The following is a 25,829-nucleotide window of genomic DNA, read 5'->3' as shown; positions in this document are numbered from 1 at the left end:
AAGAAGTGAGGAAGATCTTGAGACGGCTGATCCAGGCCGCGGCTGTGACCGCCGCCTTCGGAATCGTGCTTGGCCAGACGCCCTTCGCCCTCGCAGCACACGACAAGGGCGAATGGTGGTTCAACTCGTGGCACATCGAAGAGCAGGTGTGGCCGCAGACCAAGGGTGCCGGGATCACCGTGGCAGTGCTGGACACCGGCGTGAACGCGTCGCTGCCGGGTCTCAAGGACGCGGTGGTCCCCGGCACCGACTTCGCCGGGGGTGACGGTCGGCGCGACCAGGACACCGACAGCAGCACGGGCGGCCATGGCACCGCGATGGCCAGCTTCATCGCCTCCAGCGGCAAGGGCACCGGCTACATGGGTGTCGCGCCCTCGGCCAAGATCCTCCCCATCTTCACCCGGGGAAACGTGCCCAAGGAGATGGCCGAGGCGATCCGCTACGGCGCTGACCACGGCGCCAAGGTCATGAACATCTCCCAGGGGCCCGTCGCCAGCTCCTTCCCGAACCAGTGCCCTCCCGAAGTGGCAAGCGCGCTGGCGTACGCCGCCAAGAAGGACATGGTCGTCGTCGCCTCCGCCGGTAACGAAGGCGACTCCACGAACTCGCCCGAGTACCCGGCGTCCTGCCCGGGAGCCTTGGCCGTGGGCGCAATCGACCACACCGGAAAGCCGTGGGCGCGAAGCCAGCGTCAGGACTACGTCACGGTCGCTGCGCCCGGCGCGGGCATGACCGCGGTCGGCAAGGACGGGCGGCTCTACGACAACGGCAACGGAACCAGTGATGCCGCAGCGCTGACGTCGGGCGCCATCGCCCTGCTCCGCAGCAAATACCCGGACATGACGGCCCGCCGAGCCGTCCAGGTCATCGTCGGCTCCGTGAAGGACCTCGACGGACCCGGCAAGAACAACGTCACCGGCTATGGCGTCGTGAGCGTACGCCAGGCGCTCGCGAACAAGGTTCCGGAGAGCGCGCCAAACCCGGTCTACGAGAAGCTCGACAAGGCCGGGGCCGCAGCGCCCAAGGGATCGGGCTCTACTGGCACCGCGCCCGAGAAGACGGACGACAAGAAGAGTTCCAGCAACACGCTCCTCTACGTCGGCATCGGCGTCGTCGTCATCGCGGTCCTCGTGATCGGTGGCGTGGTCGTCATGCGCCGCGGCAAGGGCAAGAACGGCGGCGGCCCTTCCGCCCCGCCCCCCGCCCCCACAGGCCCCCCGTCCTTCGGCCAGGGCCAACCGCAGCAGTCCCCGTACCAGGGCGGCCAACAGCCCCCCGCCGGCTACGGTCAACCAGGCAACGGCGCCCCCCAGTTCCAGCCCCCAACCAGCGGCCAGGAACCCCGCCAGTAAGCAAGAACAACGCAGCACCTCAAAGCGGGATGGTGAGGCTCGTGAACACGAACCTCACCATCCCGCTTCTGCTTCTATTTCATGGCGCAGTGAGACTCCGCTAAACAGGGCCAGTCTCCTGCTGAACACGCGTACGCGTGCCAGCCCGCTTGCGGTAGCCGCCGAAGCCGAGCAGCCCAAGCAGGACGAGCAACGCGATCGGGGGCAGGAGAAGCCGAATCCCGGGAACGACAGCCCGATCCTGCGTAGCGCGAACCGGAACGGTCTTGCCCAGATCGTCGCGCGTGGCACCGTAAACGCGGCCCTGCCCGCTCTCTCGGCCTGTCGCGGCCCAATGACCAGAGCACCGCGTCGAGTGCCCGAACCGTCCAGCGTGCCGCCAGCACTCGTCCACGGTAGCCCGCGTCGAAGCGCCATTCGCATACCACCAGGCCGGACGGGCAATCCCGCCAATCCCATCAACGAGGACGGCCAGAACAGCAACAACGCACAAGCCGGCGACCAGCTTCGGCTGAAGCCGCCGCAGAGCCCCCATGGCCGTCCCGGCCCCGCTCTCCGGCAGTATCCGTGAGTCCGCGGGCTCCTTCTCCAACCGCCGAACCCACCCGGGCCGAAGCAGACCACGCAATGCGAGGCGACCGCCGAGGAGCCCCACTCCCAGTCCCAGAAACGCGCCGACGACAAGCCCAGCAGGCATACCCGTCCAAGACACCCGCCAGACCCAGAGCGCTTCCCCGCTCAGCCAGGCAATCGCGAACCACATAACAGCAAGTGGCGCCCCCACCGGCTTGAACCCATCCGGATACCAGGACTTCCACCACCCGACGTAAGCCGCCGCCCCGAAGAGAAACAATGCTAGCGCTACCGCGCCGGCCACGACCAAAAGAAGGTTGCCTACAACCGACTTCGCAGACCCCGCCGCCAGAATCACCGCCCGCCCTTCCCGAAGCCGAGATTACGAAAGAGCAAGCCCGCCCTGTTCTGCGCATTGCGCGTAGCCCGGTTCATGCATGCCCAGACGTCCTTGATTTGCCTGCAGGCGATCGGCTTCGCCTTCTGGATCATCTGGCCTCCATGGGGTCGGGCATCGGGTTGACCGGCAGCACGGAATGTGATTCGCGTTCCGGGTAGCAGGTGAAGCAGAGGAGGGCGGCAACCGCGAACAAGAGGCCAACGACGAAGCCAAGGACCGCTCAGAAATTCGGTAGCCGTTTCCGCCGGCGGCCGGCTTTTGCGGCGGGCGAAGTGCCGGAGCCCCCGACGCGTGCTGCGAGACTTTCCTGTGCCGGCCTCGCGGCGTCATCGCCCCTCATCGAGTCGGGAGCCTGCTAGAGCCTGCCTTCTAGCTGGGCGAACGCGATGCTCCACCAGGACTCGGGGTCCTCGAAGGCCGCTGGGTCGAGCTCGGCGAGCTCGGCGTGCAGGCGCCCGGCGGGGACGGCTCGGGTGGTCTTGCCCTGGTCCGCGCGGATGAGCCGGTCCACCCGGAAGAGGAACTCGACGAAGTGGGCGAGGGTCGAGTTGACGAGTTCGAGCCCGGCCGGTTCGTCGGCGGTGAGGAGGAGCACCTGGCCTGAATCGCCATTGAGGCAGTAGTACATGGCTTCGTCGTCGGGCACCCTCCCGAGGGCGATGAGCCCGAGCGGTTCGTCCGCGCCGACTTGGACCTCCAGGACGCCGAACAACTTGATGTCGCCGTCGATGTAGGCGTCCAGCAGCAGGGGCACCTCGCCGGGGATCGCGGCCTTCGGCGACAGGGTGGCCGGGTCGAAGCGGATGCGCTCCAGCAGGTCGACCGGGATGTAGAGCAGCCCGTCCTCACCCCACTGCGCGAGCATGTCCTCAAAGGAGATCATCTGTGATCCTCTTCCGGTCGGCGGTCACGTCTCTGCTGAGGCGAAACCGTGGCGTACGAGGAACTCGTACCACTCGTCTCCATCGGCACCGAGGATTCGCCGGTATCCGGAGCCGAGGGCGTATTCTTCGATGAAATCGTCCAAGCTGTCGGTGAGCTTCTCGAAGGGGCTGTCGAAGTAGCTCTCCAACCCCGGTTCGGAAAACCACCAGATGCTTCCGTCGGCGCGGTCCATGAGGAGCGGGAAGTCGTTCAAAACGGCAACGACATACCAGTTCTCGTTCTCGCGGCCGGTTGCGGCGGCCATTTCCGGTTGGTCCAGGTAGAACTGGACCTTCTGCTGGCGCTTCACCGGTGGGACGGAAATCCAGCCGACGTGAAATCCGTCGGTCTCCGCGAGGAGTTCTTTGACGGGGGCCGGCAGATCGGAGGGGATGTCCGTCGCGCCCTGGTGCAACCGATGTACCACGGCGAGGTCGGGCTCGTCTGCCAGCTTGTTCTTTACCTCGATGAGCCTGGCGCGGGTCTCTGGTCTCATAATATCTTGATCCTGATCGGAGTGCCGGTCGGCAGGTGGTATATCTGTTCCCTGATCTGCCTTCCTATCGCGTTGTTGGTGGTGCTGTCGAGGAAGCGAAGATTGTAGCGCAGGTCAGGCCCGGCGAGCTGCAGCTCGTGTCGATGGTCGAGCTGCATCGATCCGTTGGTGATCCGGTCGATCAGCCGATCCCGGAAATCCGGGTTATGCGCATACTGTCGCCGAATTCGGCCGATCAGGTCGCCGCGATGTTGGTTTCGTCGCGCAGTGTCCCGTAGGCGGTGCGGCTCTATGAACTTGAAGAGCTTGCCTTCGTCGCCGAGCTTTTTGAGTGCGTTCGCCTTACGGCGGAACTCGGCCTTCGGCATACCCGGTTCGTGCTTCAGATGAATGGTGACCGGTTTCTGTGGGCCGTGCCGCTTCGCCCAGCGCACGAAACTCTCAATTTCCTTGAAGATACCACGTGCGGTCTTCTCCCTGGCGGTTCGCGGAGGGTGAAAGCCCCTGCGGGCCGCCGATGCCAGCCAGAAAATCAGGACCAGACGGACCAGCATGGTTCCCTATCCCGCCAGGACGGCGTTCACGGCCAGGTTGATGAGCTCGTCGATGAGGGCACCGGTGATCTCCTTGAAGACCGGGATCTCGGCGAGAGACGCCCCGAACGTCTCGGGGGCGGTGGCGAGGGCCTGGGCGATCTCGACGGCCAGGATGGTGAGCTGGACGATCGTGTTGATCTTCAGAGCGAGGACGACGCCGCCGCAGACCATCAGGGCCGCACCGATGATCTGGGCGGCGGTGCGGGCGTCTTCCAGGTTGGCGTGCGGAGCCTCGTGGTCGCTCCACGCCTTCCGGAAGGCCTCGACTCCGTCGGCTTGGTGGGCCGTCCAGACCAGCTGGGCGTGACCGTGGGCGTCGGCGACGGGCCGGCCGAGCGTTCCGGCGAAGCGCAGCCAGGCACTGCCCATCTGGAGGAGCTTGGTCTCGTCGGCCTCGGGCCAGGAGTAGCCCAGCATGTTCAGCAGCGAGCGCAGCTCGCCGGGCAGCTGCAGGCCCATCGTTAGAGGAAGTCCTTGACTCGGTTCACCTCGATGTGGGAGGTGTCCTCGGACTCCCGGTAGGTGCCCGCCATCGCCTGGACGCCTTCCGCGTGCTCGGTCACGGCGCCGATGTTGTCGTCCAGGCAGTCGCCGAAGATTTGCAGGGCGCCCTGGTAGCAGAGGCCGATGACCTGGCCGATGTCATCGTTGCCCCATGGTTCGCCGTAGGACGCCAGCTCGCCCTGGAACTGCTGCCAGTGGGCGCGGAGGTCGGAAGCGGCCGTGCCGATGTCGCGGCCGGTCTTGAGTAGCTGCTGGTGATCGACTTTCAGTTCCGGTGCCAAGACAGGTCTCCTTGAGGGGAGGGAGGCGGGTCTCTACTTCGGCTGAACGTTGCTCATCAGGGCTTGCAAAGAGGCCACGTAACCGCGCAACTGCGCGACGCTGGCGTCCTGGACGGCGTTGAGACGCTCGGTGTGGTCGGCGGAGGGAGCGCCGGCCTGCCGGGCCTGTGCCGCGGCGTCGGTGAGGGCGGTGTTGACCGCCTGGACCAGGCCGTCGGTGATCTCGGCAGTGCCCGCGTCCGGCTCCCACCAGATTCGACTGACGTGGCCGACGGACGTTGCCTTGGCATAGACGCGGTTGTTCATGGTCCAAACCTCGGCGGCCATCTCGACCGTGGACGGCGACACCGCGTCCAAGGCGGCTCTGGTCTGGGCGAACAGCCCCTCGAAGTCGGGAGGATCGACCGTTCCGCGCATCACGGCGCGCTGGTTGATCTGGGCCACCGCCTCACCCAGCGCGCTCGTCACCTGCTGCATGCCGACGCGAGCCTCGTTCAGGGCGGCATCGAGTGACGCGCGCAGGCCGTTCACATCTACTGGCGGGACGTCCTGCGCGTCCCTCGGCCGTGGCCGGCACTGGGCGAGTGCAGTGTTGATCAACCGCGTGAGCTGGGACTCCAGCTCGACCTGGTTCTGCCGGAGCACTCGGGCGTCGAGCTCGATCCCCTCCAGCCGTCCGCCGACCGCCGTGACCCGGACGCGCTCGTCGTCTGACATCGCCGAAGCCCGTGACGGGACTTGCTCGACGGGCTGCTGGGCATCCTGGGGAGTCGCTCGCAGTTCGGCCAGCCTGCGCCGCGCCTCATCGACTCGCTCGTCCATGCCGCCGCTCCTGTCCTTGATGCCAAGATCGACTGGTCGTGACAGTAGCAGTCGAACCGGGGTTTTTGGTGGAAATTGGCCGCAATCGGGATATTCGCCTGATGAGGCATCAGGCCCACCAACGCGTCCAGCGATGGCGCGATGCTGCGGAAGGCGAGGGCGGTCGCCTGGAGATCGGTGAGCACCGCTCGATGGCCCGCTTCGAGCTCAAGTGCGGACGTTGGACTTGGCGGCGTTGTCGAGGCGGGTTCCGGTGCGGGACGTGCCGTACAAGGTCGTGTTGGTGATCGTCGCGCCCGTGAAGTCGGCGTCGTCCAGGATGGCGTTCAGGACCAGGGTGTCGGTGATGGTCGCGCCGTGGAGGCGGGCTCCGGTGAGGTCGGAGCGGCTGAGGACGGAGCGGGTGATCGTGGCTCTGTCCAAGATGGCGCCGGTGAGGTCGGCTCCCGTGATGGTGGCTTCGGCCAGGCGCGCGCCGGTCAGGTCGGCCCCGCGCAGGTCGGCGTGGTCGAGTTCGGCGCCGAACAGGTCGGCCCCGCGCAGGTCGCGTCCGGCCAGCGGAGCACCTTGGAGATCGTTGTAGTTGCCGTCGCCGGCCGGGTAGCGAGCGTCCGTCCAATCCTCGCCGTTCTTGGCCGCGCGGACGACGTCGTCCAGGTTGGCCGATTGTTCGGGGATGGCCCAGCGGGCCCGCGACACTTGACGCTCGTATGCGAGCGCCTCCTGCGCCTCGCTGTGTCGCGGTGCCTGGGGGAACCACGTATCGGTGAAGTGCAGGTCGCGCATTCCGACGACGTAGCCGCTTCCCGTCGCGCGCACGATGGGGTCCACGGCATTACCGAGCATCTGCGTGCCCGTGAAGTCGGCGTCGGCGAGCGTGGCACCGGTGAAGTCGGTGAAACGGGCCGAAACCTTCGACAGGACGGCACCAGTGAGATCGGTGTCGGACAGATCGGCGAATTGCAGGTCGGCGCGGCGCAGGTCGATACCGGACAGGTCGCGTCCGGCCAGCGGAGCGCCTTCGAGGTCGATGGCCGGCGCTTCCTGTCCGCCCAGAACGGCGAGCCAGTCGCCGCCGGTCAGGGCTTCCATCAGGGCCTCGTCCAGCCGCTCCGCCATGTACGGCTCGGTCCACCGCTCCATCCGCCAAACGGTCGCGGCCCCGTGGATTCCGAGCATCCGGCAGTCCTCCCTTTCGCACTTCGACGTGGCGGTCGAGGAGACGGTTCAGGGGCGCGCACGGATGACGATCGGGCGGCGGGGGAGCGTGGCCCCGGTCGGCCTGGGGCGGACGACCGGGGGATTGGGCGCTTATTGGTGGGGGGACTTCAGGGTTTGGATGAGGGTGGTGAAGGCGGTGGGGGTGAGGGGGAGGTGGGGGGTGTGGGGGGACTTGGAGTCGCGGATGGCTACTTGGTGGGTCAGGTCCGCGATCTCTACGCAGTCTCCGCCGCTGCCGCCGCTGTGGCTGCTCTTGCGCCAAGTGGTCCGTGTGTTCATCGGCTGACCTCCAAAAGGGCGGTGATCAGGTCGATCGTCGCCGAGGTCGTCAGGGCGACGTTCCTGATCAACTCCAACCGTTCCGCGTAGGAGGCTACCGTCACGGCGTCTTCGAGAAGATGGCCATGGCCGCCCGCTTCGGTGTAGGCGACGTCGTGTGCGCCGCGATCGAAGCTGAGAACGGTGAACGAGCCTTCCTTTCCTTCGTGGTAGCCGATGTCGTCCGGGACGATCTGGAGGTGCACGCGCGGACGGGCGGCCATCTCGATGAGGTGCTGCCACTGGCCGCGCATGACGTCCTGTGGTGCGACCGCTGAGCGGAGGGCGTGCTCGCTCTGGACGATCCACAGCCGCGGCGGGTTGTCCCGGCCGAGGATCGCCGCCTGGCGTTCCATGCGTCGGCGGACCATGGCTTCGGTCTGGGCGGCCGTCCGCTGTGCGGAGGTGCAGACCTCGCGGGCGTACGCCTCGGTTTGGAGCAGGCCAGCGATCAGTTCGGAGTCCCACTTGCGGATGACCGACGCCTGGAGCTCGTGCGACTGGTACTCGTTGAAGCCGGGGACGGGGGTGGGGGCCGGTTCGCCGGGGCGTTCTATGGCCTTGGCCAGGTCTTCGAACCAGGTGCCGGTCTTCCAGAAGGTGTCGCAGTCGGCGCCGAACTTTCGGGACGGCTTCTCGGCGCAGTTCTCGACCTGCCAGATCCAGGTGCCGGTGTAGCCCATCTCGTCCCCGAGGGCGTCCATGGACAGGCCGGCGTCGCCGCGGCGTTTGCGGAGCTGGGCGGCGAAGAAGCTGGGCAGGTCGTAGGGCTGGATCGGCGGGCTTCTGCGGGGCACGTCGTGACCTCCGGGGGTTCACAAGGACGGCCCGGCTTGGTGGGCACCGGCCGTCGCTTGCCGCGGTCCTTGCTGTGCTTCGTAGCCGAGAGTATGTCGCCGGTCACAGACTCGGAGGGTGTTCACCGGGAGTCGAGGACGGAGGTTTTCAGATGGTGAGGATCGAGCGGTCGCGTAGGCGTGAGTCGAATGTGTTTCTGGACGGCGACCCCGAGCCGCGGCCGCCTCGTGCTCGCGGGTTCGGCCTTGGGACGCGTTCGGCGGATGAGTGGTTGTGGGGGCCGGATGAGATGCGGTGGCGGCGTGCGTTTTCGGGGCGTCCGGAGCAGGTGGCTTTGGCGCGGGAGTTCGCCGGGGCGCTTCTCGCCGGGGCGGAATGTCTCGACGTGGTGGAGTTCGTGGTGTCCGAGTTGACCGCCAACACCATTCGGCACAGCCGGACCGCGGAGGCGGGTGGGTGGTTCGGGCTTGAGCTGGTTTTCGACGACCCGGTCTATGTCGCGGTCGTCGATAACGGGGGACGGGGCGTCCCGGCAGTAAAGGAGCCGGTTGATCTGCTGGCGACCAGCGGGCGAGGGCTGTACGCGGTTTCGCAGCTGGTCTGCCGGATGGGGATCGAGGGTAATCCCCAGTGCGGGCACAAGGTGTGGGCGGAGGTCGCTCTTGACCGTGAGTTGGGTGCCGGCCTCCTCTGATGGGCAGCGCGGCAGGTAGGAGTGCGCACGGCTGGTAAGGCGGGTGGCGCGGATCGTTCTGGATGGCTTCACGAGCGTGATGCGAACAGGCTTTGATCGGCTTGGCGGTTGATTGTCAGACTCCCCGCATGCATTCCATTTCCGAGACCATCCGGATTGACGCCTCACCGGAGCGGGTCTGGGAGGTACTCGCCGACCTCGACTCCTATCCGCAGTGGAATCCGTTCATCAGGGAGGCGGCGGGCGCTCTCGTCGCGGGTTCCCGGCTGACCATCAAGCTGTTCCCGGGGACCGGAGGACGTCCCAGCACTTTTCGGCCTGTCGTGCGGGTCGTTCGTCCCGGGCGGGAGTTGTGCTGGAAGGGCAAGGTGCTCGTGCCGGGGCTGCTGGACGGCGAGCATCGCTTCGAGATCGAGGCGGACGGCGGCGACGCCTGTGTCGTGACGCAGAGCGAGAGGTTCACCGGGCTGCTGGTTCCTCTGCTGGGCAAGACGATCGAGCGGACCACCGCCGACTTCCGGGCACTCAACCAGGCGCTCAGGCGGCGCGCGGAGGACGGGCGATGACATCCCCGGCCGACCGGGCGGGGGCTGGTCGGCCGGGCACGAGGATCCGGCCGGGCGGCCGGGACGCGGGTCAGGCCGGGGTCAGGGAGTTGCCCCAGCTCGTCCAGGAACCGTGGGCGTTGTGGTCCACGACGAACCAGTTCTCGTCGAACTCGGCGGTGCCGGTGCCGCCGAGGCGGGTGAGGAAGGAGCGCTGGGCGTAGTAGCGGTTGTAGGCGCCGTCGCCGTCCGACCCGTGCGGGGTCACGCAGGTCGTCCACGAGTAGGTGTCGGCGGCCAGGTAGATGGAGCGGACGGTCTGGCCGTCGCGGTACTGGGTGTAGGCCGGGTACTCCTGGGAGTCGTTCACCCAGCGCTCGTCCTTCCACGTGTACCAGTCGGCCTTGAGCCAGATCTGGCGGCTCTGGCAGCTCATCGGCATGGCCTCGTTGGGGCTCGGGGCGAGGTACTCCGTCTTGATCAGCGTGGCCGTTCCGCTCGCGTGGGCCGCGGCGGGCGCCAGGGACGCGGCCACGGCGGCCGCCGCCGCCACGGAGAACGTCTTCAGGGCAAGTTTCATGAGGTTCCTCTCGTGTTTCCGGGGAGGGGGCCAGCCTCGCGACACGGTGCGAGGTGATCAAGGACGCGTTGGAGCACGCACGTGCAGCCGGGCTTCACGATCGCGGACGTCCACCGTCCGGCCCGGTGCGGTGGGCGGATGACCTGGGCGGATATCGTCACCATCCGGTCGTGGCGCACACGGGCGGTGGAGCGGGAGGGGTTGGTTGGAGCCAGGAACGAGCGGCAGCGTTTCGACCCATATCGCGCGGTTCCTGCTTCAGGCCGCCGCGGACGCGGGCGTCGAGGCGTCCGCCATCGCCGCCGTGCCGGGGCTCGCGCCGGCGATGCTCGGCGGTGACCTCGACCGCGTCTCCACGCTCGCGCTGCACCGGCTGTGGGAGCTGATCCACGCGGCGGCGGGGCCGGAGGCCGGTGTCCGGATCGCCGCGGCCGCCGAGCACGGGCGCCTGCACGTCTGGGACTACCTCGTCACCGGCGCGCCGACGCTCGCCGAGGGGTTCGGCGACGCGGCGCGCTACTTCGCCGCGCTCACCGACCCGCAGGTGACGCTCCAGGTCACCGAGGGGGACGGGCGGCTGTCGGTTGGCTACGCGGGCTTTCCCCTTGCGGAGGACGTGAACTCGCAGATCAACGAGTTCGCCTTGGCTCTGCTGCTGCGCAGGGCCAGGGAGTCGGCCTGGGGTGTCGCGGTGCCGGTGCACGTGGCGTTCGCGCATCGCGCTCCCCGGCGGCACGGGCACCTCGTCGAAGCGTTCGGCACGCGGGCCATCGACTTCGGGGCGGACGCCGACACCGTCACGTTCGCGGACGATGGGCGCCTCACGCGTGAACGTCCGCACGACCCCGAGCTGCGTCGCATCATGCGGCAGTACGCGCAGTCGGTCATCGACGGCGCCCGTCCCGTCCCGACCTGGCAGGACGCGTTCCACGCGGCGGTCTGCGACGTCCTCGCCGAATGCCTGCCCGACGGAGTCTCGCTGGAGCGGGTCGCGCGCCGGATGGCGGTCAGCCCGCGCACGCTCCAGCGGCGGCTCGCCGAGCAGGGGACGAGCTGGCGGGAGGAGGTCGAGGCCGTCCGGCACCGGCAGGCCGCGCGGCTGCTGCGCGACACGCGCCTGCCGGTGCGCTCCATCGCCGGCCGCCTCGGCTACACCGACCCCCGCACGCTCCGCCGCGCCTTCCTTCGCTGGACGGGCCAAACCCCCGACGCCTACCGCCGAACCGTCTGAGCCCCCGCGCAACACGTCGGTGGACGGGCGTCCGGACGCCGTGCGCCGCGCTTTACGGACGGGCCGTTCCGCTGTCGCGCGCTGCGGTCGCGGTCGTGGAGGGCGGAGGTGGGACGCTTCCCAGCGGCGTCCAGGCGGCGCGGGTGCCGGGCAGGGGCGTACCTTGCACGGAGCAGTTCGCGTCGTGACCGCCCGGAGGGACAGATCGGTGAACGAAACACGTGAGGGCCAGTGATCGAGGCACGCGAGATCGAGGCGTTCCTGGCGGTCGCCGAGACGCTGCATTTCGGACGGGCGGGGGAGCGGCTCGGGCTGTCCACCTCGCGTGTCAGCGGGCTGGTCCGCACGCTGGAGCGGCGGCTGGGCGCACCGCTGTTCGAGCGCACCAGCCGCCGGGTGAGTCTCACCCGGGACGGGGAGTTCCTGCTCCGCGAGATCCGGCCCGCGACGCTCCAGATCGAGCGCGCCATGCAGAGCGTCCGCAGCGGCATTTCCGCGGATCGGACGATGCGCGTCGGCTTCGACACCACGCTGCCCGCCAAGGTCGCGCCCGAGCTGATGCGGGCCGTCGCCAGGGCTCACCCGCAGTGCCGCGTCATCCGTTCCACCCATCCCACCTCGGACTTGTTCCGCTGGCAGGAACGCAGGGAATGGCCGGTGGACGTCTTCCTGACATGGTCGCCGCAGGCGCGCGTCCCGGACCTGAATTTCGGCCCGGCCTTGTTGCACGTGCCGCGGGCCGTGGCCGTCGCGGAGTCGCATCCGCTCGCCGGACGGGACGACGTCGCCGCCGTGGAGTTGGCCGACCATGAGATCGTCCATCCCGGTTTCCCGGAGTGGTACACCGACTACTGGCTCCCCGCGACCGAGGCGACCGGCCGTCCGCTGCGGACGCGTCCGATTCCGTGCGGATACGTGGAGGAGCTGCTGCGGTGGGTCGCCACGGACGGTGACCTGGTCCATTTCGTGCCCGGCACCCTGCCCGAGATCTGCCCGGACCCGCTGGTCAGAGTCGTCCCGGTGTCCGGGCTTCCGCCGCTGACCGTCCGCCCGGTCTGGCCGCGTCCGCCGAGCGACCCCGACACCGAGGGCTTCGTGCGCGTCGCTCTCGAACACGCCGTGACCAGCGGCTGGACCGTCCCTCTCGCCGACCGGCCGACGCTTGCGACAGCCGACGCGACCACGGCCGTGGCGACGGACGCAATGGCAGGCGCGACCGCGGCCGAGGCGACGGACGCAATCGCAGACGCGACCGCGGCAGTGGCGAACGATGCGAGGGCGGGTTCGGGGGCGCTTGCCGGGGTGGAGCCGGGGGCGGCGGAGCTTGGCGTGTAATGACCCCGCGGTGGCGTGAGCGGTCATCCCGGCAGTGCGGGGGCGCTGCCTATCGTCGCTTCCATGACCACTACAGAGATGTCTTCGCAGGTGGCGATGCCCGCGTCCGGCTCCGCGTGGGTGAAGGCGGCGCGCAACGGCGCCATCCAGCGGGCCGTTCTGCTGGCCGTCGCGACCGTCGTCCTCATCGCGATCGACCAACGCATCTGGGTGCCGTTCAGCGTCAGCGCGTACGCCATCTGGAACGCCGCCGCGCTCATCCGGACGAGCGTCCGCTCGGCATCGAGGCCGCAGGTCTCCGCGGGCGTCGAGCACCGGGCGCGTCCTCTTTCCGGACACACTCCGGGGCCGGCCAAGCCGCCGTGGAATCCTCGCGACGTCGCGGCGACGCATGAGTACAGCTCGTCCGCTCCGACTTGCCGGACGCCCTGACGTCGAAGCGCCGCGTCCGAACCGGACCTAAAGGTCAGGAGCGGGCGCGGCAGGTTGTGCAGCTGGTCAGGGCGGTGACGACCTGGTGGGCCAGGGTGTCGGCGGGTGGGCGGCCGGAGGCGGCGTCCAGGGGGATCGAGGTTGATTCGTCCGCATAGCCGAAGCCGTCGGAGTTGGAGTCGCGGCCTCGGTAGGCGACGATGACGATGGCGTTGCGGACGCGGACCGTCTCCTCGGCGGTGCCCAGCTTGCCCAGGCCGCTGACGGCGGTCCGGTGGGTGAAGAAGGCCTGGTCGCCGATGCCGCCGAGGCGGGTGGTCGCGTCGCTGCGGAGGGTGCCGAGGGACGTGGTGCCGTTCGTCTGGAGCGCTCCCTGCCAGGCGGTGTCGAAGTCGGCCTTGGCGGCGGCTTCGGTCGCGTGCAGGCGGACGGCGACGAGGACGCCGCGTTCGATGATGCGCTTCACGTGCGGCTGGTTGTCGTTGGACGAGCGCCAGTCGCAGTACGTGTAGCGCTGGCTGGGGTAGGTGCCGGACGTGGGCGGCTGCGCAGCACCCGGGACGAGCCGGTCGAGGGTGTCCTGGGGGACGGCGCTGCACAGGGACGGGGCCGAGGCGTAGGTCGCTTTGTCCTTCTTGCCGTCCGAGCCGCCGACGATCGCCCAGGTCACGCCGCCGATGGCGACGAGCGCGGCGGCGCCGGCCCCGGCCAGCGGCCACAGCTTGCGGCGCGGCCTCGGGGGCTCCGCGGGCGGTTGCTCGGCGGGGGCCGGGGCGGCGGACGGCGGCTCGGGAGGCGTCTCGTCGTCCGGCGGGAGGAAGGTCGGCTGGCTCATGTGTGCGGACTCACCGGGGGTCGCTGGGCAGGGGGCGCTACGTCTGAATGTTAGACGTTGGACGCGTCCGCTCCGGTTCGTTCACCCGTCAGATCGCCGACCGCGTCCGCGTAATAGGACGCCCCGGAGAGGTGGAATGCGATCTGCCTGAACGTCCAGCCGTCACCTGGTGAATGGGACAGCTGCTGCTCGGTCGGCGAGTTTCAGGGTATGAGTGACCAATCCCGTGATGATTTCGGCAGGGGCGCGGTCGTCGGTCTCCGGCAATTCATCGGACATCACAAGCCTCCTCTTAAAGGACGGCGCTCAGATTAGGCCCCGAAAATCTCGACCGCGGACGAAACGTGGCTGCACTCAGGCCGCGACAGCCTGGGGACGGCGCGTCCGGCGAAGGTAGTAAGCGACCGTGACGATGGCGAGCAGCGGGCCCCAGGCCAGGAGCGGCGCATAGCAGGCCGTCATGACCGCGCCGGCGACGCCGTGCGGCGCGTCGGGGTCGCCCATCGCGCCGGGATCGGCCCAGGACACCGCGCCGATGAAGGTAATAACGGTGACCGCGAGCGAACCCAGCGCCGCGGGGACGGCCGCCGCGAGCGGCGGGATGCGGCGTCCGCCCAGGAACGGGATCCACGACGGGACGACCTCGCCCCACGGCCGCACCAGCCCCATCGTGAGCATCGCCAAACCCTCCGCGACCAGCGTCAGGACGATCACGTACGGCGTGAGCATCCAGCCGGGCTTGTAGAGGTCGGCGAGTTCGCCGGAGAACCCGACCGGAACCCCGACTCCGAGCGCGATCCGCCAAAGCCCGGACGGAAGCGCGGTAAGGCTGGCGGCCCGAGCGGCCCACTCGATCCAGCGCGGCGCGACGGCATCCATGAAAACCCCCAGGTCGAAGCATTGCTGACACCGCCAATGCTGCTGGGAAGGGCCAGGCACGCGCTTCCCCCGACCGGTTCAAGGTCGTCCCCCCCGAACGGGCGAAGATCTCGCTCCCCCGTGCGGGGGATAACCGCTAGATCGGGGGGGCGGTGATGGCGCCGTTGGTTTTCAGGGTCTCCAGGGCCTCGGCTAGGGCTTCTTTGGAGACGTCCGGGAGTTGGGCGTTGTTCGCCTGGATGTGGGCGACCAGGGACGGGTCCGGGGCGATGTTGTGGGTGCGGAGGTAGTAGGCGGTGGCCTCGGGCCAGACCCAGGTGCCGTCGGTCCGGTAGCCGGACGGGACGGTCAGGGGGCGGGCGTCGTCCTGGAGGTCGGGCAGCGGGGCGCCGGACGGGAAGGCCACCGGCGCCTGCTCCAGGTAGGTGAGGACCGCTTCGCGGGCCTGCGGCGGGACGGGCGGACGGGGCGTGAGGCTCGGTTCCGGGAGCGGGAACGCCATGCGGAGCGACTGCTCGTACCGGTTCGCCTGGTTTGTCAGGGCGTCCAGGGACGGGGCCTCGGACTCCAGGGCGTCCGGGAGCAGGGAGCGGATCGCGTCCACGGCCGGGACGCCCTGGGCGAACGCCTCGCGCAGGCCGACGTAAAGGGGGCCCGACGCGTTCGCCGCCCGCAGGCCCGCGTCTGCGCGGGGGATGTAGGAGGCGGAACCGCCCGACGCCCACAGGTAGCCCAGGACCAGGCCGTCCTCCCCGGTGACCGGGCGGTACACCACCGGGCCGGACGCCTGGACGGGGTAGGTCGGCGGCGCCTGGACGTGGAGCGGGCCCCAGCCCTTCGAGCGGTCGACGGGCGTGCCGTCGGGGAACTCGCCGTCCTGGATCATCGGACCCTCGGACGGCGCGAGCTGCGGGTTCGCGAGGCGCTCCACGACGGCGAGGGAGCCCGCGCGCTGCGGGGTGGCGCCCGGCGGGACGCCGCCGGCGCGCTGGTCCTGCGCGACGCCGATCCAGCGGCGGATCGCCTCCCGGGCCGGGATGTCCTGTGCGGCGGCGGCGTCGAGCCGGTCGCCCCACGCGAGCGGCGCCTCGTACGCGCGCTGGATCATGTCCAGGCGGCGGACGAAGCTCGCGGCCTTGTCGGTCTCGCTCGCCCACAGGTAGCCGATCGGCTCGCCGTCCAGGAGCACCGGCAGGTACTCGACGGGCTTGCGGGTGAACGGCTCGTACTTCTGCATGGAGTCCTCTGCCAGGTCAGGTTCGGATGAGCGCGACCGCCGCGTCGCGCTGCGCGTCGTCCACCTCGGGCGTCCGGAACGCGTTGCCGCGCGCGTGCGCGACCAGCTCCGGATCGGGCGCGACGCCGTGCGCCTTCAGGTAGTAGCCGACGGCCCCCGGCCAGACCCACGTCCCGTCCGTGTGGAAGGTGAGCGGCACGCGGGCCGCGCGCTCGGGGTCCAGCTCGTCCGCGTCGAGGCTGCGCGCCGCGAGCACGATCGGCGCCCGCTCCAGGTACTGGACGAGTGCGTCCTTCTCATCTTCCGGAACGTCCGGCCGAGCCTCCCCCTGCCGCGGCAACGCCGCCCCCGCCATCCGAAGCCCATCCGAACCCGCCGGCGCAGCCTCCGCAGGCGCGCCCTGCTCCGCCTGCGGAGGCGCGGCCTGCTCCGCCTGCGGCGGCGCGGGCTGCTCGTACGTGATGTCGTGGGTGTCGGGGAAGGTGAGGCGGAGGGTGGCCGCCGTCCACGGGCTGGACGTGCCCTGCTTGAGGACGGCGAACATCTCGTTCAGCGCGGGCGGGGCCGCGAACGCGGTGGTCCGGCCGTCCAGCCCGGTGACCTGGACGGACGACCCGTCCGGCGCGTACCGGACGGCGGCCTCGACCCATGCGGACGGCAGGAACATCCCGAGCAGCTGCGCGATGTCGCCGAGGATCTGCGCCTGCTCGTCCAGGGCGAGCGGGCGGTCGACCGACCGCGGCGCGCCGCCGAGCCACACGGGCAGCCACTCGCGCGGGAACGCGGCCAGGTCGCGCTGGTACGCCTCGCCGCCGAGACCCGGGTCGAGATCGGCGTCGAACCATGTCCGGTACGCGCCGGGCGGCTCCAGCATGAACCGCATCCCGAACCAGGTGCCCTCGCCGGGCCGGTACATCATCGACCGCAGCTCGGCCGCGACGCCGAGGAACTCGCGCGGGGCCTGGAACTCGCGGACCGAGCCGTCCGCCATCACGACCGCGAGCGCGGCGCGCGACGCACCGCCCGCCATCGCGACGCGCAGGTCGACCCGCCGCCATCCGGACGGGGCGAGCGACGCCATCGCCGTCCCCATCCACTGCACGAGCTGGTCGTACCGCGCCTGGTCGTACGGCCACGGCCCGTACCCGGCCGGCGGCCGCTCTCCGGGCCCCTGAGTCATCGCTTCAGCCTCCTCGATCCGCCCGATCCTAGTGCTTTCCCGACACCTTCCGACCTGCCTCCGAGCACGTCGAAGGCCAGGCCGAATCGGGCGGTCGGCTGTTCGTGCGGTGCGGTCCGTCCGGTCAAGGCGTGGTCCTCATCTCGTCGGCCACGACCGCCTCCAGGCGTCGGAGAGCGATCGAACCGTTGCCGGTGAGCTCGTTCCAGGCGCTGTAGGTCCATCCCTCGGGGGACGGGATGCCGTAGCCGTCGCGGAGGGCGGTCACGATCATGTCGGTGAGGTTCCGGTAGTCCTCGGCGGGTGCGGGGCAGGGGAGCACGTACGACCAGTTCTCGTCCCCCATCGCGGGGTCGCGGGGCTTCCAGCCGGCGTCGGCGATGATCCGCTCACCTTCCGCGGACGCCCGGTCCTCCGGCTTGAGGAAGACGTTGTCGCAGACGTAGGCGGTGAGCGCGTCCTCCTCCTGCATGCACTGCGTGAAGCGGCCGCCCCCCTCGCGCTCGCTGATCACCACGAGAGCCCCCTCGGGAAGCTCCGCGAGGTCGCCCGCCAGGGCGGCCGCGAACGTCTCCCAGTCCACTGCGTTCTCCTTCGAGGGTGCTCGGGATCTGTCGGCCCGGGTGGCCCGGCAGGGCCGGGGCCGGCTACCGGAGGGGAGCCTGGGTGAGGGTCAGGTTGTGGAGGGTGATGGGTTCGTTGCCCTTGCGGTCGTTCCAGGCTCGGTAGTGCCAGCCTTCGGGGGACGGGATGCCGTAGCCGTCGCGCAGGGCGGTCACGATCATGTCGGTGAGGCGGTGGTAGGCGGCGGAGGACGAGGGCCAGGGGAGGCGGTACCACCAGTCCTCGTGGCCCTGCCGCGGTTCCGGGGGGTTCCAGCCCGCGGCCTCGATCGTCCGGCGGGCCTCGGGGGACGCCTGGTCGGCCGGGGCGAGGTAGGTGTTGTCGCTGACGTACGCGACGAGGCCGTCGTCGTCCTGGGCGAACTGCGTGAAGCGGCCGCCGTCGGCGCGCTCGGTGATCACCAGGAGCGCGCCCGCCGGAAGGCCCGCGAGATCGTCGGCCAGTTCGGCGGCGAACGTCTGCCAGTCCATGCGAATCAGGCTTCCTCGTCCCAGGTCTTGAGATAGTCGTTCAGGGCCACGAAAAGGGTGACCCGGACTTCCGAAGAACGCACTCCGACGGTCGTTTCCGCGCCCTGCCAGCGCACTTCCGGTTCGTCGCCGGGAATGCGGGCGGACGGGGCGCCGAGGCGCTCGGACGCCAGGCCGGCGACGCGGGCGAACTCGTCGCGCAGCCAGGAGCGGTCGCGGGCGGCCTGCGCGCCGGTCGCGTCCGGGTCGACGGACGTGCAGGTGGCGGCGTTGATCATGACCGCGCGGGCGCCGTCCTGGATCTTGACGTCGGCGCTGGCCGGGCCGAGGCCGTCGTCCAGCCACACCGTGTTCTTGAGCGCGACGTGCACGCTCCAGCCGAAGGAGGCGACGAGATCCGGCACGTCCTGCGCGCTCCAGGACCAGTCCAGGTCGCGGAACGCCGTCGCCAACTCGCCGATCCGGTCGTCGGGCAGAATGGCTTTCTCCGTCATGGTCCGATCCTATCCACGGGGTTCCAGGCCGGAGACGCGGCGGAAGTCGAAAGGCTCGCCGTCGCGGCTGAGGCCGAAATCGGCGTAGTTCACGACGCCGTTCTTGTCGGCGTGGATATACACGTACTCGACCTTCAGGGTGCCCGCGTTCAGGTGGTCCTGGAGCTGCTGCCGCAGCGCCGGGTTCGCCTCCAGGACGCCTCTCAGGTCGGGGTCGATCGACATCACGAAGTCCAGGTACTCGGGGCTGCCCTGCTCCGCCTTGAGGAAGTTCTCGATCTGCCGCCCGGTGAGGGTGGACCCGACGCCCTTGGCCTCGATCGCGGTGATCGTCGCGGAGTGCTCGTCGATGCTGACGCCGAGGATGTCGATGGTGTCCGGCTTGCCGGGACCGTCGTGGCTCGGGGTGAGCAGCTGCCGGCCGAGGTGGTGGGTGAGGAAGTCCTTACCGGCGACCATGCCGAGCTTCTCGCTGTACCCGGCGAGCTTCTGGCCGAGCTCGTTGTGCTTCTTGGCCAGCTCCTCCATCCGCTCCAGCTTCTGCAGGACCTCGGGATCGGCGCCGAGGCGCGCGATGATCTTCTCCTTCTGCGCCTCGATCTTCTTGTCGCTGTTGACCTCGTCGTGCTTCTTGACGCCGAGCTCGTCCAGGACCTGCTTCAGGTCCTCGCGGACGTCCTTGCGCTCCTCGTCGACCTTCGAGCGCTCCTCGGCGAGCTTCTCCAGCTCCTCGTGCGCCTTCTGGCTCTGGTCCTCCGGCTTGTACTCGTGCTTCTCGCCGAGGTCCTTGTCGAAGTCGTACGGGCGCTCCCGGAGCGGGTCGGTGGCGAAGGTGCCCTTGGCGGTGTCCTTGAGGCGGAAGTCGTCCTCGGTGCGGTGCGTCCCGGGCGGGTCCTGCTCGTGGTGGAGCCGGCCGTCCTCGGTCCGGTAGAAGCCGTCGGGGTCGCCCTCGCGGTGCAGGCGGCCGTCCTCGCCGCGCACGAGAGGGGGCTCCTGGTCGTGGTCGGGGGACGGTTGGGGGTCGTCGTCGCCTCTGGCTCGGGCGTCGTGGGACGGGTCGGTGGGGTGGTGGGACGTGTCGGTGCCGGGGGCGTGGCCTCGGCCGGCCGGGTCGGTGCTGCCGTCCGGGTAGTGGGTCTTCCACTGGCCGTTCGGCGGGAAGTCCGGGCGGAGGCGGCCGTCGGCGTCGTGGTGGCCGGTGCTCGCGAACATGTTGCCGTTGTGGTCGGACCAGGCCAGGCCCTCGGGCGCGACGACCTTCACGCCCAGGTGGCGGGCGAGCTGGTTCGCGAAGTCGCCCTCGCCGGTGTGGCAGGACAGCAGGAAGACGTCCTTACCGTTCCAGTTCGGGTCGTGGTAGATCAGCTCGGCCAGGTCCTTGGCGGAGATCTTGTGGCCGTTGACCGTGATGCCGTCCGGGCCGCCGTGCGCGTCGATCACGTAGCGGTTCGGGTCGGCGGCGATCTGCCGGGCGAGCTCCCGCATCGCGTGGTCCTCGGGACCGTAGAACGAGCGGCCCGACGGGGTCTCGTCGCTGGAGCGCCAGACCTCGTGCAGGTGCTCGGGCAGGTTCCGCGGGACGTCGTCCGGGTGCTGCTGCGGCTCGTCGTGGTGCTGCTGTTGCTCGTTCTCGTGGGGGCGGTTCGTCCCCTCGTGCTCGGTGTGGGGGGACGTCGTCCGGCGGTCGTTGCCGTGCCCAGGGCCGCTGCCGGGGCGCTCCGCGGAGGGCGTCCGGTCGGTGGACGGCGTGCGGTCGCGGTCCGAGGCGGGTGTCCGGTCGCGGTCGGACGTGGGCGTCCGGTCGGACGTCGGCGTCCTGTCCGTGGACGGCGTCCGGTCGTTGCCCGGAGCGCGGTCGCTGGTCGGCGTCCGGTCCGAGGTCGGGGTCGGGGACGGCTCGGCGGACGGGGTGCGGTCGGTGGACGTCGGGGTCCGGTCGGTGGGCTGGTCCGCGAGGGTGGGGCCGCGGTCCGGCGTCGGGCCTCGGTCGGGCGTCGGGCCTCGGTCGGGCGTCGGGCCTCGGTCGGGCGCGGGCGTCGTCCGGTCCGTGGACGGGGTGTTGTCCGTCGTGGGGGTGCGGTCCGCGGACGACGGGGTGCGGTCGTTGCCCGGGGTGTGGTCGGTGGACGGCGTGCGGTCCGTGGGCGTCGGCGAAGGGGTCCGGTCCGTCGGGGTCGGGGTGCGGTCGCTGGTGGGCGTCCGGTCCGTGGACGGGTGGTCGGACGGGTTCGGCGTGCGGTCCGGCGCCGGGGTGCTGCTCTCCGGGACGCGGTCCGTGGACGACGTGGGTTCCGTCGAACGGTCGGTCGGACGCGTCGTCGGCGTCCGGTCTCCAGGCCCCTCGGACGGGTTGGACGCCGGGTCCCGGTCGGTCGGGGTGCGCTCCGGGGCGCGCTCCGGAGTGGACGTCGGGGAGTGGTCCGGCGTCGGGTTCGGCGTGCGGTCCGGGGTCGGCGCGGGGCCGTTGTCGGTCGGCGCGTTGTGGTCCGGCGTCGGGGTGCGGTCCGGGGTCGCGGACGAGGTGTCCGGGACGGTCGGGGTCCGCTCCGTGGACGGGGTGTTGTGGGTCGTCTCCGGGCGGGCGGCCGGCTCCGGCGGCGGGCCGTGCGGGATCACGCGCGCGTGGATGTCGTAGGTCGGACGGCCGAACTGGTCGTAGCCGGTCTGCCGGACGTCGGTGATCTCGTACCGGGTGCCGCGCGGCAGGACGAGTTCGCGCTGGTCCGGATAGGCGCTGTCGCGTCCCATCCAGACGCCGTGGGTGCCCTCGGGGAGTTCGAGGTGGAGTTGCATCTCGAACGGCTTGTGGTCCACGACGGCGGGGCTGTTGCCGAGCGAGGTGGACATGTAGCCGGGCTCGGTCTGGGTCGTCCCGATCAGGGAGCGCGGGTCGCGGTTGCCGAGCGCGGTGCCGTCGCCGGTCTGCATGAACGACACGTCGTGCAGGCCGCGCCGCGCCTCGATCGGCTCGGGGAGCGTGTGCGCGAGAGCCTGGTCGAGCTGGTGGATGCGGTTGTTGAACGCCTCGGTGCTCGGCGTCTCGCCGAAGTACCGGGTGTAGAACTCGTGCCCTGCGGCGCCGTGGCCGATGCTGTTGAGCGCGCCGTGCGGGTCGGGCGAGTTGACGATGTAGTTGACCAGGTGGCGCTGGTAGTCGTTCAGGTCCGGACGGCGCATCATGTCGTGGACCTGGTGCAGCGTCGGCGGCTGGCCGCCGTTGAGGTAGTTCAGGTGCGCCTGGGCGATGTGCTGGTCCTGCAGCTGCCGGAACATGTGCCCCGGGTCGCCCGCGCCCGGACGCAGGAAGCTGTTCTGGACGGACTGGACCGTGTACTGGTGCAGCGCGTTCTGGAGGTCCGGCGGCAGGTTGTCGTAGACGTCGCCCAGGTGCCGCTCGCCGTACTGCTCGCCCTCGTCGTCCGTGCTGAAGCGGCGGACGCCGTCGTCGTCGACGTGGCCGGGACGCGGGTCGGGCTCGGGCTGCGGGTGCGGCTCCGGCTCGGGACGCGCCGCGGGCTCGTGGGCCGGCGGCGTGTGCTCGGTCGTCCGCGGCTGCGGGTCGTGGACCGACCAGCTCGGCGACGTCGGCTGCCCGTGCTCGTTGATGTGGACGGGGCCGTCCGGCGTGACGACGCGCGTGCCCAGCTCGTTCGCCGCGCGCGGGCCGAAGTCGCCGCGCCCGGTGTTGTCGGACAGCAGCAGGACGGGCCGGCCGTCGTAGTTCGGGTCGTTGCGGAGGGTGTCGGCGAACTCCTCCGGGGACATCCGGTGGTCGCCGACGGACGGCCCGTGCTCGTCGCCGGGCATGTCCACGACGTACCGGTGCTCCTCCGGCGGGACGCGGTCGGCGTTCGGGTGCGCCGGGTTGCCCTCGGAGTCGTGGAAGGACCGCCCGGACGGCGTCTCGTCGCTCTGCCGGAAGTGGTCGCGGAGGTGCTCCGGGACGTTCTCCGGGACGGGCCGCGGGTCATGCTCGCCGCGCGGAGCCGCGTCATGCTCCTCGGGCGTGGCCGGGTCATGGTCACGCGAGGTCGGCTCGTGCTCTTCGGGGTTGGACGGCTCGTGATCGCGCGGGCTGGGCTCGTGCTCTTCGGGGTTGGTCGAGTCGTGGTCGCGCGGGCTTGGCTCGTGCTCCTCGGGCGTGGCCGGATCGTGGTCGCGGGATGTCGGCTCGTGCTCTTCCGGGTTGGTCGAGTCGTGGTCGCGCGGGGTCGGCTCGTGCTCCTCGGGCGTGCTCGGCTCGTGGTCGCGCGTCGTCGGCTCGGACGGCTCGTTGTCGCGCGTGGCGGGGTCGTGCTCGTCCTGGGTGGACGGGTCGTTGTCGCGGGACGCGGGGTCGTGCTCGTCCGGGTTTGCGGGGTCGCGCTCCGGCGCGGGGCCGGACTCGTGCTCCTGCAGGTCGTGGGAGGTCGGCTCCTGCTCCTGCTGCGGGGACGGCTCGTGCTCGCCGTTCGACGCAGGATCAGGCTCGCTCTTGGGCGACGGCTCGGAGGAGTCGTTCTCCTGCGGCGTCTGCTCCTGCGTGCTCTGCTCCTGGGGCGCCTGCTCCTGCGGGCTCTGCTCCTGGGGCGCCTGCTCCTGCGGACTCTGGTCCTGCGGAGCCTGCTCGTGCGGCGTCTGCTCCTGGGGCGACTGGTCCTGCGGGGTCTGCTCCTGGGGGCTCTGCTCCTGCGGGGTTTGCTCGTCGGGGACGTGTTCGACCGGGGGCTGGTCGCTGTGGATGACGCCCTGGTCGTCCACCTTCGGGCCGGTCGTGGGCTCCTGGCCGTCGCGGGACGGGTCGGACGAGCCCTGGTCGTCGCCGGCGGGGCGGTTCTCCGGGCGGGGCGGCTCGTTGCCGGAGCCGGAGCCGGAACCGGCGGTGGACGGACGCGTCGACGGTTCGCCGGACGGGCTCGCGCCGCGTCCCGACGAGGACGAGGACGACGACGGCGAGGAGCCGCTCGGGGCGCCGCCGTCGCCGCCCGGCATGAAGACCGGCATCGGCGTGACGGCGGGGCCGTTGTCGTTCGGGGAGGTGTGGTCGCCGGTGTGGTCGCCTTCGCCGTCCGCGCCGGGACGCGTGCGGGTGCCGTCCGGGGACGGCGAGGCCAGGTTCGTCCCGCGCGGACCGCCGCCGCTGCCCGTGGGCGCAGGCGAGGTGCCGGACGGGCCCGTCCCGGACGGCGTGGTCGAAGGCCCGGCGCCGGACGGCCGGTCCGACACGGAAGGTCCGGACGCGGATGGTCCGGAAGAAGATGGTCCCGAAGCAGATGGTCCAGAAGTGGAACCAGACGGTCCCGAAGTAGACGGTCCGGAAGCGGACGGTCCGGAAGCCGAGGGTCCGGACGAGATCGGGCCGGCGCCGGATGGCCCGGCGGACGTCGGGCCGGCAGCGGAAGGCCCAGGCCCGGACGGTCCGCTGCTGCTCGGAGAAGTAGACGGACCAGGCCCGCCGTCATGCGGAACGCCGGACGGCGAAGGCCCAGGCGACGAGGACGACGGGGACGAATTGCTGGAAGACGGCCCCGACTCGTTCTCGTGCGGGAACGACGCCAGGTCCGTGTGCGGGGTGTTCCCGCCGCCGTTCAGCGCCGACTCGATGGGATTCCGGCTGCCCGAGTCGTGCGAGGGGCCGCCACCCGAGTCGTGGGACGGCGTAGGCGAGTAGTCGCCGCCGCTGTGCGACGGCGAGGACGAGGGCGAGGACGAAGGCTCGCTGCTCGGCCCCGGGTCCCGGTAGGACGTCGTGGTCGGCGAATTTTCCGGCCCGCCGTTGGACGACGGATGGTCGCCGCCCTCGTTCCCGTGCGGCGACGACGACGGCGAGGACGACGGCTCCGAAGAAGGCGAGGAGGAAGGAGACGACGACGGGGACGACGACGGATCGTGCGTGGAGACCGGGTCGGCCGTCGGGGTCGTCGTGGGCTCCGTCGTCGGCGTGTTGGTCGAATCCGGGGCGTGGATGCCGTTGTTGTACTCGTTGAGCCCGCCCTTGGCGCCGCCGACCGCGCCGCCGAAACCGCCGGACGTGCCGCCCTTCGCGGCGGCCTCCAGGTCGATGTCGCGGCCGTGCGCGAGGTCGGTGGCCATGGAGCCGAGCGCGCCGCCCGCCGCGCCGCCGATGCCCTCGCGGGCGGCGCCCTTGAGCATGTTCCCGACCGCGCTGTCGGCCGCGCCGGAAAGTCCGGGGATCTTGCCGACGCCGTGCCCGACGGCGCCGCCGACCGCGCCGCCGATGGCGCCGTCCAGCATGGAGGTGCCGACCTGCTTGAGGTCGATCCCGTCGCGGTGGCCCTGGGCGACCTGGATGCCCTGGATCAGCAGGTCCAGCCCGCCGCCCTGCAGCAGGCCCATGATCGCGCCCTTGGCGATCGAGGACAGCAGGTTCTCGCCGAGCCGCTCCAGCAGCTGGGTCGCCATCGTCCGCGCGGTGGCCCAGGCGCCCGCCTCGACCGCCGGGATCGCCGCGGTGGACGCGCCGAACGTCTCGAATGCCGCCGCGATCAGCCAGGCGATCTGGATCGCCGTCACGATCAGCAGCGCGATGAACATGTACTTGCCGTACTCGATCTCGGTGGCGCCCTGTTCGAGCACCTTCCCGAGCGCGTCACAGGCCTCGGCGAGCTTCGGCAGGATCTCCGGGTCGGTGGCGGTCCACTTGTCCCAGTTCTTCCGGAAGTTCTCGGCGGCCTGGCTGTCCAGCGCGCCGGACACGTCGCCGGCCGCCTTGTTCAGCTCCCCGATGAGGGAGGTCACGTCGCCGGACGCCGTGTGCCACGCCTCGGCGGCGCGCCGCATCGCGGTCTCGTCGCCTTCGGGCCAGTCCGTGCCGATGATCCAGGACAGCCACTTGACCTCGTCGGGGATCTCCATGCCCACGGGAAGGCCACCTCAAGGGAGTTCGGGGAGCGGGGGGACGGGGTGCCAGGCCCCGGACCGGCAGGTCAAGATCAAACCGTCCGGAAAGGGCTTTTATAGGTGCGATGCCTGGCGGGTGCAACCTCGCCCGGCCCGTCCGCGCGCCGC

General features: G+C 70.4%; 25 protein-coding genes. 6 read left to right on the top strand and 19 right to left on the bottom strand.

The window, feature by feature from the left end; all coding sequences use genetic code 11:
- The first annotated feature begins 17 nt into the window (after positions 1 to 17).
- On the top strand, positions 18 to 1,352 hold the full coding sequence (locus FHU30_RS44480) for a S8 family serine peptidase (RefSeq protein ID WP_253883767.1): 1,335 nt from the start codon (positions 18 to 20) through the stop codon (positions 1,350 to 1,352).
- A gap of 927 nt (positions 1,353 to 2,279) precedes the next feature.
- Here the strand turns inward: FHU30_RS44480 and FHU30_RS44475 are convergent.
- From FHU30_RS44475 to FHU30_RS44430, 10 genes are all read right to left on the bottom strand, one after another.
- Positions 2,280 to 2,417 (bottom strand): hypothetical protein, encoded by a 138-nt coding sequence (locus FHU30_RS44475; protein ID WP_253883766.1) that lies wholly within the window; start codon positions 2,415 to 2,417, stop codon positions 2,280 to 2,282.
- Positions 2,418 to 2,680: 263 nt separating this feature from the next.
- Positions 2,681 to 3,208, bottom strand: a complete 528-nt coding sequence (locus FHU30_RS44470; RefSeq protein ID WP_253883765.1) for an SUKH-4 family immunity protein — start codon at positions 3,206 to 3,208, stop codon at positions 2,681 to 2,683.
- Between the two features lie 24 nt (positions 3,209 to 3,232).
- Complete coding sequence (locus FHU30_RS44465) at positions 3,233 to 3,745, bottom strand: hypothetical protein (RefSeq protein ID WP_253883764.1); 513 nt, start codon at positions 3,743 to 3,745, stop codon at positions 3,233 to 3,235.
- Entirely contained in the window at positions 3,742 to 4,299 is a 558-nt protein-coding gene (locus tag FHU30_RS44460; protein ID WP_253883763.1) for a hypothetical protein, read from the bottom strand. Before FHU30_RS44460 ends, FHU30_RS44465 begins: the two co-directional genes overlap by 4 nt.
- A 6-nt stretch (positions 4,300 to 4,305) precedes the next feature.
- The gene (locus FHU30_RS44455) at positions 4,306 to 4,800 is read right to left on the bottom strand and encodes a WXG100-like domain-containing protein (RefSeq protein ID WP_253883762.1); all 495 of its coding nucleotides are present in this window, start codon (positions 4,798 to 4,800) and stop codon (positions 4,306 to 4,308) included.
- A 2-nt stretch (positions 4,801 to 4,802) separates the two neighbouring features.
- Entirely contained in the window at positions 4,803 to 5,126 is a 324-nt protein-coding gene (locus FHU30_RS44450; protein WP_253883761.1) for a hypothetical protein, read from the bottom strand.
- A 33-nt stretch (positions 5,127 to 5,159) separates the two neighbouring features.
- Positions 5,160 to 5,948: a hypothetical protein gene (locus tag FHU30_RS44445; protein ID WP_253883760.1), complete on the bottom strand. Its 789-nt coding sequence runs from the start codon at positions 5,946 to 5,948 to the stop codon at positions 5,160 to 5,162.
- A gap of 207 nt (positions 5,949 to 6,155) precedes the next feature.
- Positions 6,156 to 7,127, bottom strand: coding sequence for a pentapeptide repeat-containing protein (locus FHU30_RS44440; protein WP_253883759.1), 972 nt, complete (start codon positions 7,125 to 7,127; stop codon positions 6,156 to 6,158).
- A gap of 132 nt (positions 7,128 to 7,259) precedes the next feature.
- Positions 7,260 to 7,448, bottom strand: a complete 189-nt coding sequence (locus FHU30_RS44435; RefSeq protein WP_253883758.1) for a DUF397 domain-containing protein — start codon at positions 7,446 to 7,448, stop codon at positions 7,260 to 7,262.
- Positions 7,445 to 8,284 (bottom strand): Scr1 family TA system antitoxin-like transcriptional regulator, encoded by an 840-nt coding sequence (locus tag FHU30_RS44430; protein WP_253883757.1) that lies wholly within the window; start codon positions 8,282 to 8,284, stop codon positions 7,445 to 7,447. Before FHU30_RS44430 ends, FHU30_RS44435 begins: the two co-directional genes overlap by 4 nt.
- 152 nt (positions 8,285 to 8,436) lie before the next feature.
- Here FHU30_RS44430 and FHU30_RS44425 point away from each other — a divergent pair, with 152 nt between their 5' ends.
- Together FHU30_RS44425 and FHU30_RS44420 are read left to right on the top strand one after the other, a co-directional pair.
- The gene (locus FHU30_RS44425; protein WP_253883756.1) at positions 8,437 to 8,979 is read left to right on the top strand and encodes an ATP-binding protein; all 543 of its coding nucleotides are present in this window, start codon (positions 8,437 to 8,439) and stop codon (positions 8,977 to 8,979) included.
- Between the two features lie 128 nt (positions 8,980 to 9,107).
- Positions 9,108 to 9,545: an SRPBCC domain-containing protein gene (locus FHU30_RS44420; RefSeq protein WP_253883755.1), complete on the top strand. Its 438-nt coding sequence runs from the start codon at positions 9,108 to 9,110 to the stop codon at positions 9,543 to 9,545.
- A gap of 70 nt (positions 9,546 to 9,615) precedes the next feature.
- On the opposite strand, the gene FHU30_RS44415 is transcribed toward FHU30_RS44420, so the two are convergent.
- A complete protein-coding gene (locus tag FHU30_RS44415) occupies positions 9,616 to 10,104 on the bottom strand; it encodes a hypothetical protein (protein ID WP_253883754.1) in 489 nt (162 codons plus the stop codon).
- 205 nt (positions 10,105 to 10,309) lie between these two features.
- On the opposite strand from FHU30_RS44415, the gene FHU30_RS44410 reads away from it, so the two are divergent.
- From FHU30_RS44410 to FHU30_RS44400, 3 genes are all read left to right on the top strand, one after another.
- Positions 10,310 to 11,335, top strand: coding sequence for an AraC family transcriptional regulator (locus tag FHU30_RS44410; RefSeq protein WP_253883753.1), 1,026 nt, complete (start codon positions 10,310 to 10,312; stop codon positions 11,333 to 11,335).
- 231 nt (positions 11,336 to 11,566) lie between these two features.
- Positions 11,567 to 12,670, top strand: coding sequence for a LysR family transcriptional regulator (locus tag FHU30_RS44405; RefSeq protein WP_253883752.1), 1,104 nt, complete (start codon positions 11,567 to 11,569; stop codon positions 12,668 to 12,670).
- A gap of 63 nt (positions 12,671 to 12,733) precedes the next feature.
- A complete protein-coding gene (locus FHU30_RS44400) occupies positions 12,734 to 13,102 on the top strand; it encodes a hypothetical protein (protein ID WP_253883751.1) in 369 nt (122 codons plus the stop codon).
- A 34-nt stretch (positions 13,103 to 13,136) separates the two neighbouring features.
- On the opposite strand, the gene FHU30_RS44395 is transcribed toward FHU30_RS44400, so the two are convergent.
- The 8 genes from FHU30_RS44395 to FHU30_RS44360 all read right to left on the bottom strand — a co-directional run bounded on the left by FHU30_RS44395 (position 13,137) and on the right by FHU30_RS44360 (position 25,676).
- Positions 13,137 to 13,937, bottom strand: a complete 801-nt coding sequence (locus FHU30_RS44395) for a hypothetical protein (protein ID WP_253883750.1) — start codon at positions 13,935 to 13,937, stop codon at positions 13,137 to 13,139.
- Between the two features lie 354 nt (positions 13,938 to 14,291).
- Positions 14,292 to 14,816 (bottom strand): hypothetical protein, encoded by a 525-nt coding sequence (locus tag FHU30_RS44390; RefSeq protein WP_253883749.1) that lies wholly within the window; start codon positions 14,814 to 14,816, stop codon positions 14,292 to 14,294.
- A 136-nt stretch (positions 14,817 to 14,952) separates the two neighbouring features.
- Complete coding sequence (locus FHU30_RS44385) at positions 14,953 to 16,053, bottom strand: hypothetical protein (protein ID WP_253883748.1); 1,101 nt, start codon at positions 16,051 to 16,053, stop codon at positions 14,953 to 14,955.
- 16 nt (positions 16,054 to 16,069) lie between these two features.
- Positions 16,070 to 17,233: a hypothetical protein gene (locus FHU30_RS44380; RefSeq protein ID WP_253883747.1), complete on the bottom strand. Its 1,164-nt coding sequence runs from the start codon at positions 17,231 to 17,233 to the stop codon at positions 16,070 to 16,072.
- Positions 17,234 to 17,357: 124 nt separating this feature from the next.
- Positions 17,358 to 17,816 (bottom strand): TY-Chap domain-containing protein, encoded by a 459-nt coding sequence (locus FHU30_RS44375; RefSeq protein ID WP_253883746.1) that lies wholly within the window; start codon positions 17,814 to 17,816, stop codon positions 17,358 to 17,360.
- Positions 17,817 to 17,880: 64 nt separating this feature from the next.
- Positions 17,881 to 18,327 (bottom strand): TY-Chap domain-containing protein, encoded by a 447-nt coding sequence (locus tag FHU30_RS44370; RefSeq protein WP_253883745.1) that lies wholly within the window; start codon positions 18,325 to 18,327, stop codon positions 17,881 to 17,883.
- Positions 18,328 to 18,332: 5 nt separating this feature from the next.
- Positions 18,333 to 18,821: a DUF6301 family protein gene (locus FHU30_RS44365; RefSeq protein ID WP_253883744.1), complete on the bottom strand. Its 489-nt coding sequence runs from the start codon at positions 18,819 to 18,821 to the stop codon at positions 18,333 to 18,335.
- Between the two features lie 9 nt (positions 18,822 to 18,830).
- Positions 18,831 to 25,676 carry a DUF8616 domain-containing protein gene (locus FHU30_RS44360; RefSeq protein ID WP_253883840.1) on the bottom strand — a complete coding sequence of 2,282 codons (6,846 nt, stop codon included), beginning with the start codon at positions 25,674 to 25,676 and terminating at the stop codon, positions 18,831 to 18,833.
- Between the last annotated feature and the right edge of the window lie 153 nt (positions 25,677 to 25,829).

The organism is Actinomadura rupiterrae (assembly GCF_024172125.1).
GTDB classification, from domain to species: domain Bacteria; phylum Actinomycetota; class Actinomycetes; order Streptosporangiales; family Streptosporangiaceae; genus Spirillospora; species Spirillospora rupiterrae.
The sequence above is the reverse complement of the archived record's forward strand: the minus strand, read 5'-3'. Positions and strand labels throughout refer to the sequence as shown.

Coding starts and splice junctions, on each gene's coding strand:
- FHU30_RS44475 (WP_253883766.1), bottom strand. CDS start 2,417: ATGATCCAGAAGGCGAAGCCGATCGCCTGCAGGCAAATCAAGGACGTC.
- FHU30_RS44470 (WP_253883765.1), bottom strand. CDS start 3,208: ATGATCTCCTTTGAGGACATGCTCGCGCAGTGGGGTGAGGACGGGCTG.
- FHU30_RS44465 (WP_253883764.1), bottom strand. CDS start 3,745: ATGAGACCAGAGACCCGCGCCAGGCTCATCGAGGTAAAGAACAAGCTG.
- FHU30_RS44460 (WP_253883763.1), bottom strand. CDS start 4,299: ATGCTGGTCCGTCTGGTCCTGATTTTCTGGCTGGCATCGGCGGCCCGC.
- FHU30_RS44455 (WP_253883762.1), bottom strand. CDS start 4,800: ATGGGCCTGCAGCTGCCCGGCGAGCTGCGCTCGCTGCTGAACATGCTG.
- FHU30_RS44445 (WP_253883760.1), bottom strand. CDS start 5,948: ATGGACGAGCGAGTCGATGAGGCGCGGCGCAGGCTGGCCGAACTGCGA.
- FHU30_RS44440 (WP_253883759.1), bottom strand. CDS start 7,127: ATGCTCGGAATCCACGGGGCCGCGACCGTTTGGCGGATGGAGCGGTGG.
- FHU30_RS44435 (WP_253883758.1), bottom strand. CDS start 7,448: ATGAACACACGGACCACTTGGCGCAAGAGCAGCCACAGCGGCGGCAGC.
- FHU30_RS44425 (WP_253883756.1), top strand. CDS start 8,437: ATGGTGAGGATCGAGCGGTCGCGTAGGCGTGAGTCGAATGTGTTTCTG.
- FHU30_RS44420 (WP_253883755.1), top strand. CDS start 9,108: ATGCATTCCATTTCCGAGACCATCCGGATTGACGCCTCACCGGAGCGG.
- FHU30_RS44415 (WP_253883754.1), bottom strand. CDS start 10,104: ATGAAACTTGCCCTGAAGACGTTCTCCGTGGCGGCGGCGGCCGCCGTG.
- FHU30_RS44400 (WP_253883751.1), top strand. CDS start 12,734: ATGACCACTACAGAGATGTCTTCGCAGGTGGCGATGCCCGCGTCCGGC.
- FHU30_RS44395 (WP_253883750.1), bottom strand. CDS start 13,937: ATGAGCCAGCCGACCTTCCTCCCGCCGGACGACGAGACGCCTCCCGAG.
- FHU30_RS44390 (WP_253883749.1), bottom strand. CDS start 14,816: ATGGATGCCGTCGCGCCGCGCTGGATCGAGTGGGCCGCTCGGGCCGCC.
- FHU30_RS44385 (WP_253883748.1), bottom strand. CDS start 16,053: ATGCAGAAGTACGAGCCGTTCACCCGCAAGCCCGTCGAGTACCTGCCG.
- FHU30_RS44380 (WP_253883747.1), bottom strand. CDS start 17,233: ATGACTCAGGGGCCCGGAGAGCGGCCGCCGGCCGGGTACGGGCCGTGG.
- FHU30_RS44370 (WP_253883745.1), bottom strand. CDS start 18,327: ATGGACTGGCAGACGTTCGCCGCCGAACTGGCCGACGATCTCGCGGGC.
- FHU30_RS44365 (WP_253883744.1), bottom strand. CDS start 18,821: ATGACGGAGAAAGCCATTCTGCCCGACGACCGGATCGGCGAGTTGGCG.
- FHU30_RS44360 (WP_253883840.1), bottom strand. CDS start 25,676: ATGGAGATCCCCGACGAGGTCAAGTGGCTGTCCTGGATCATCGGCACG.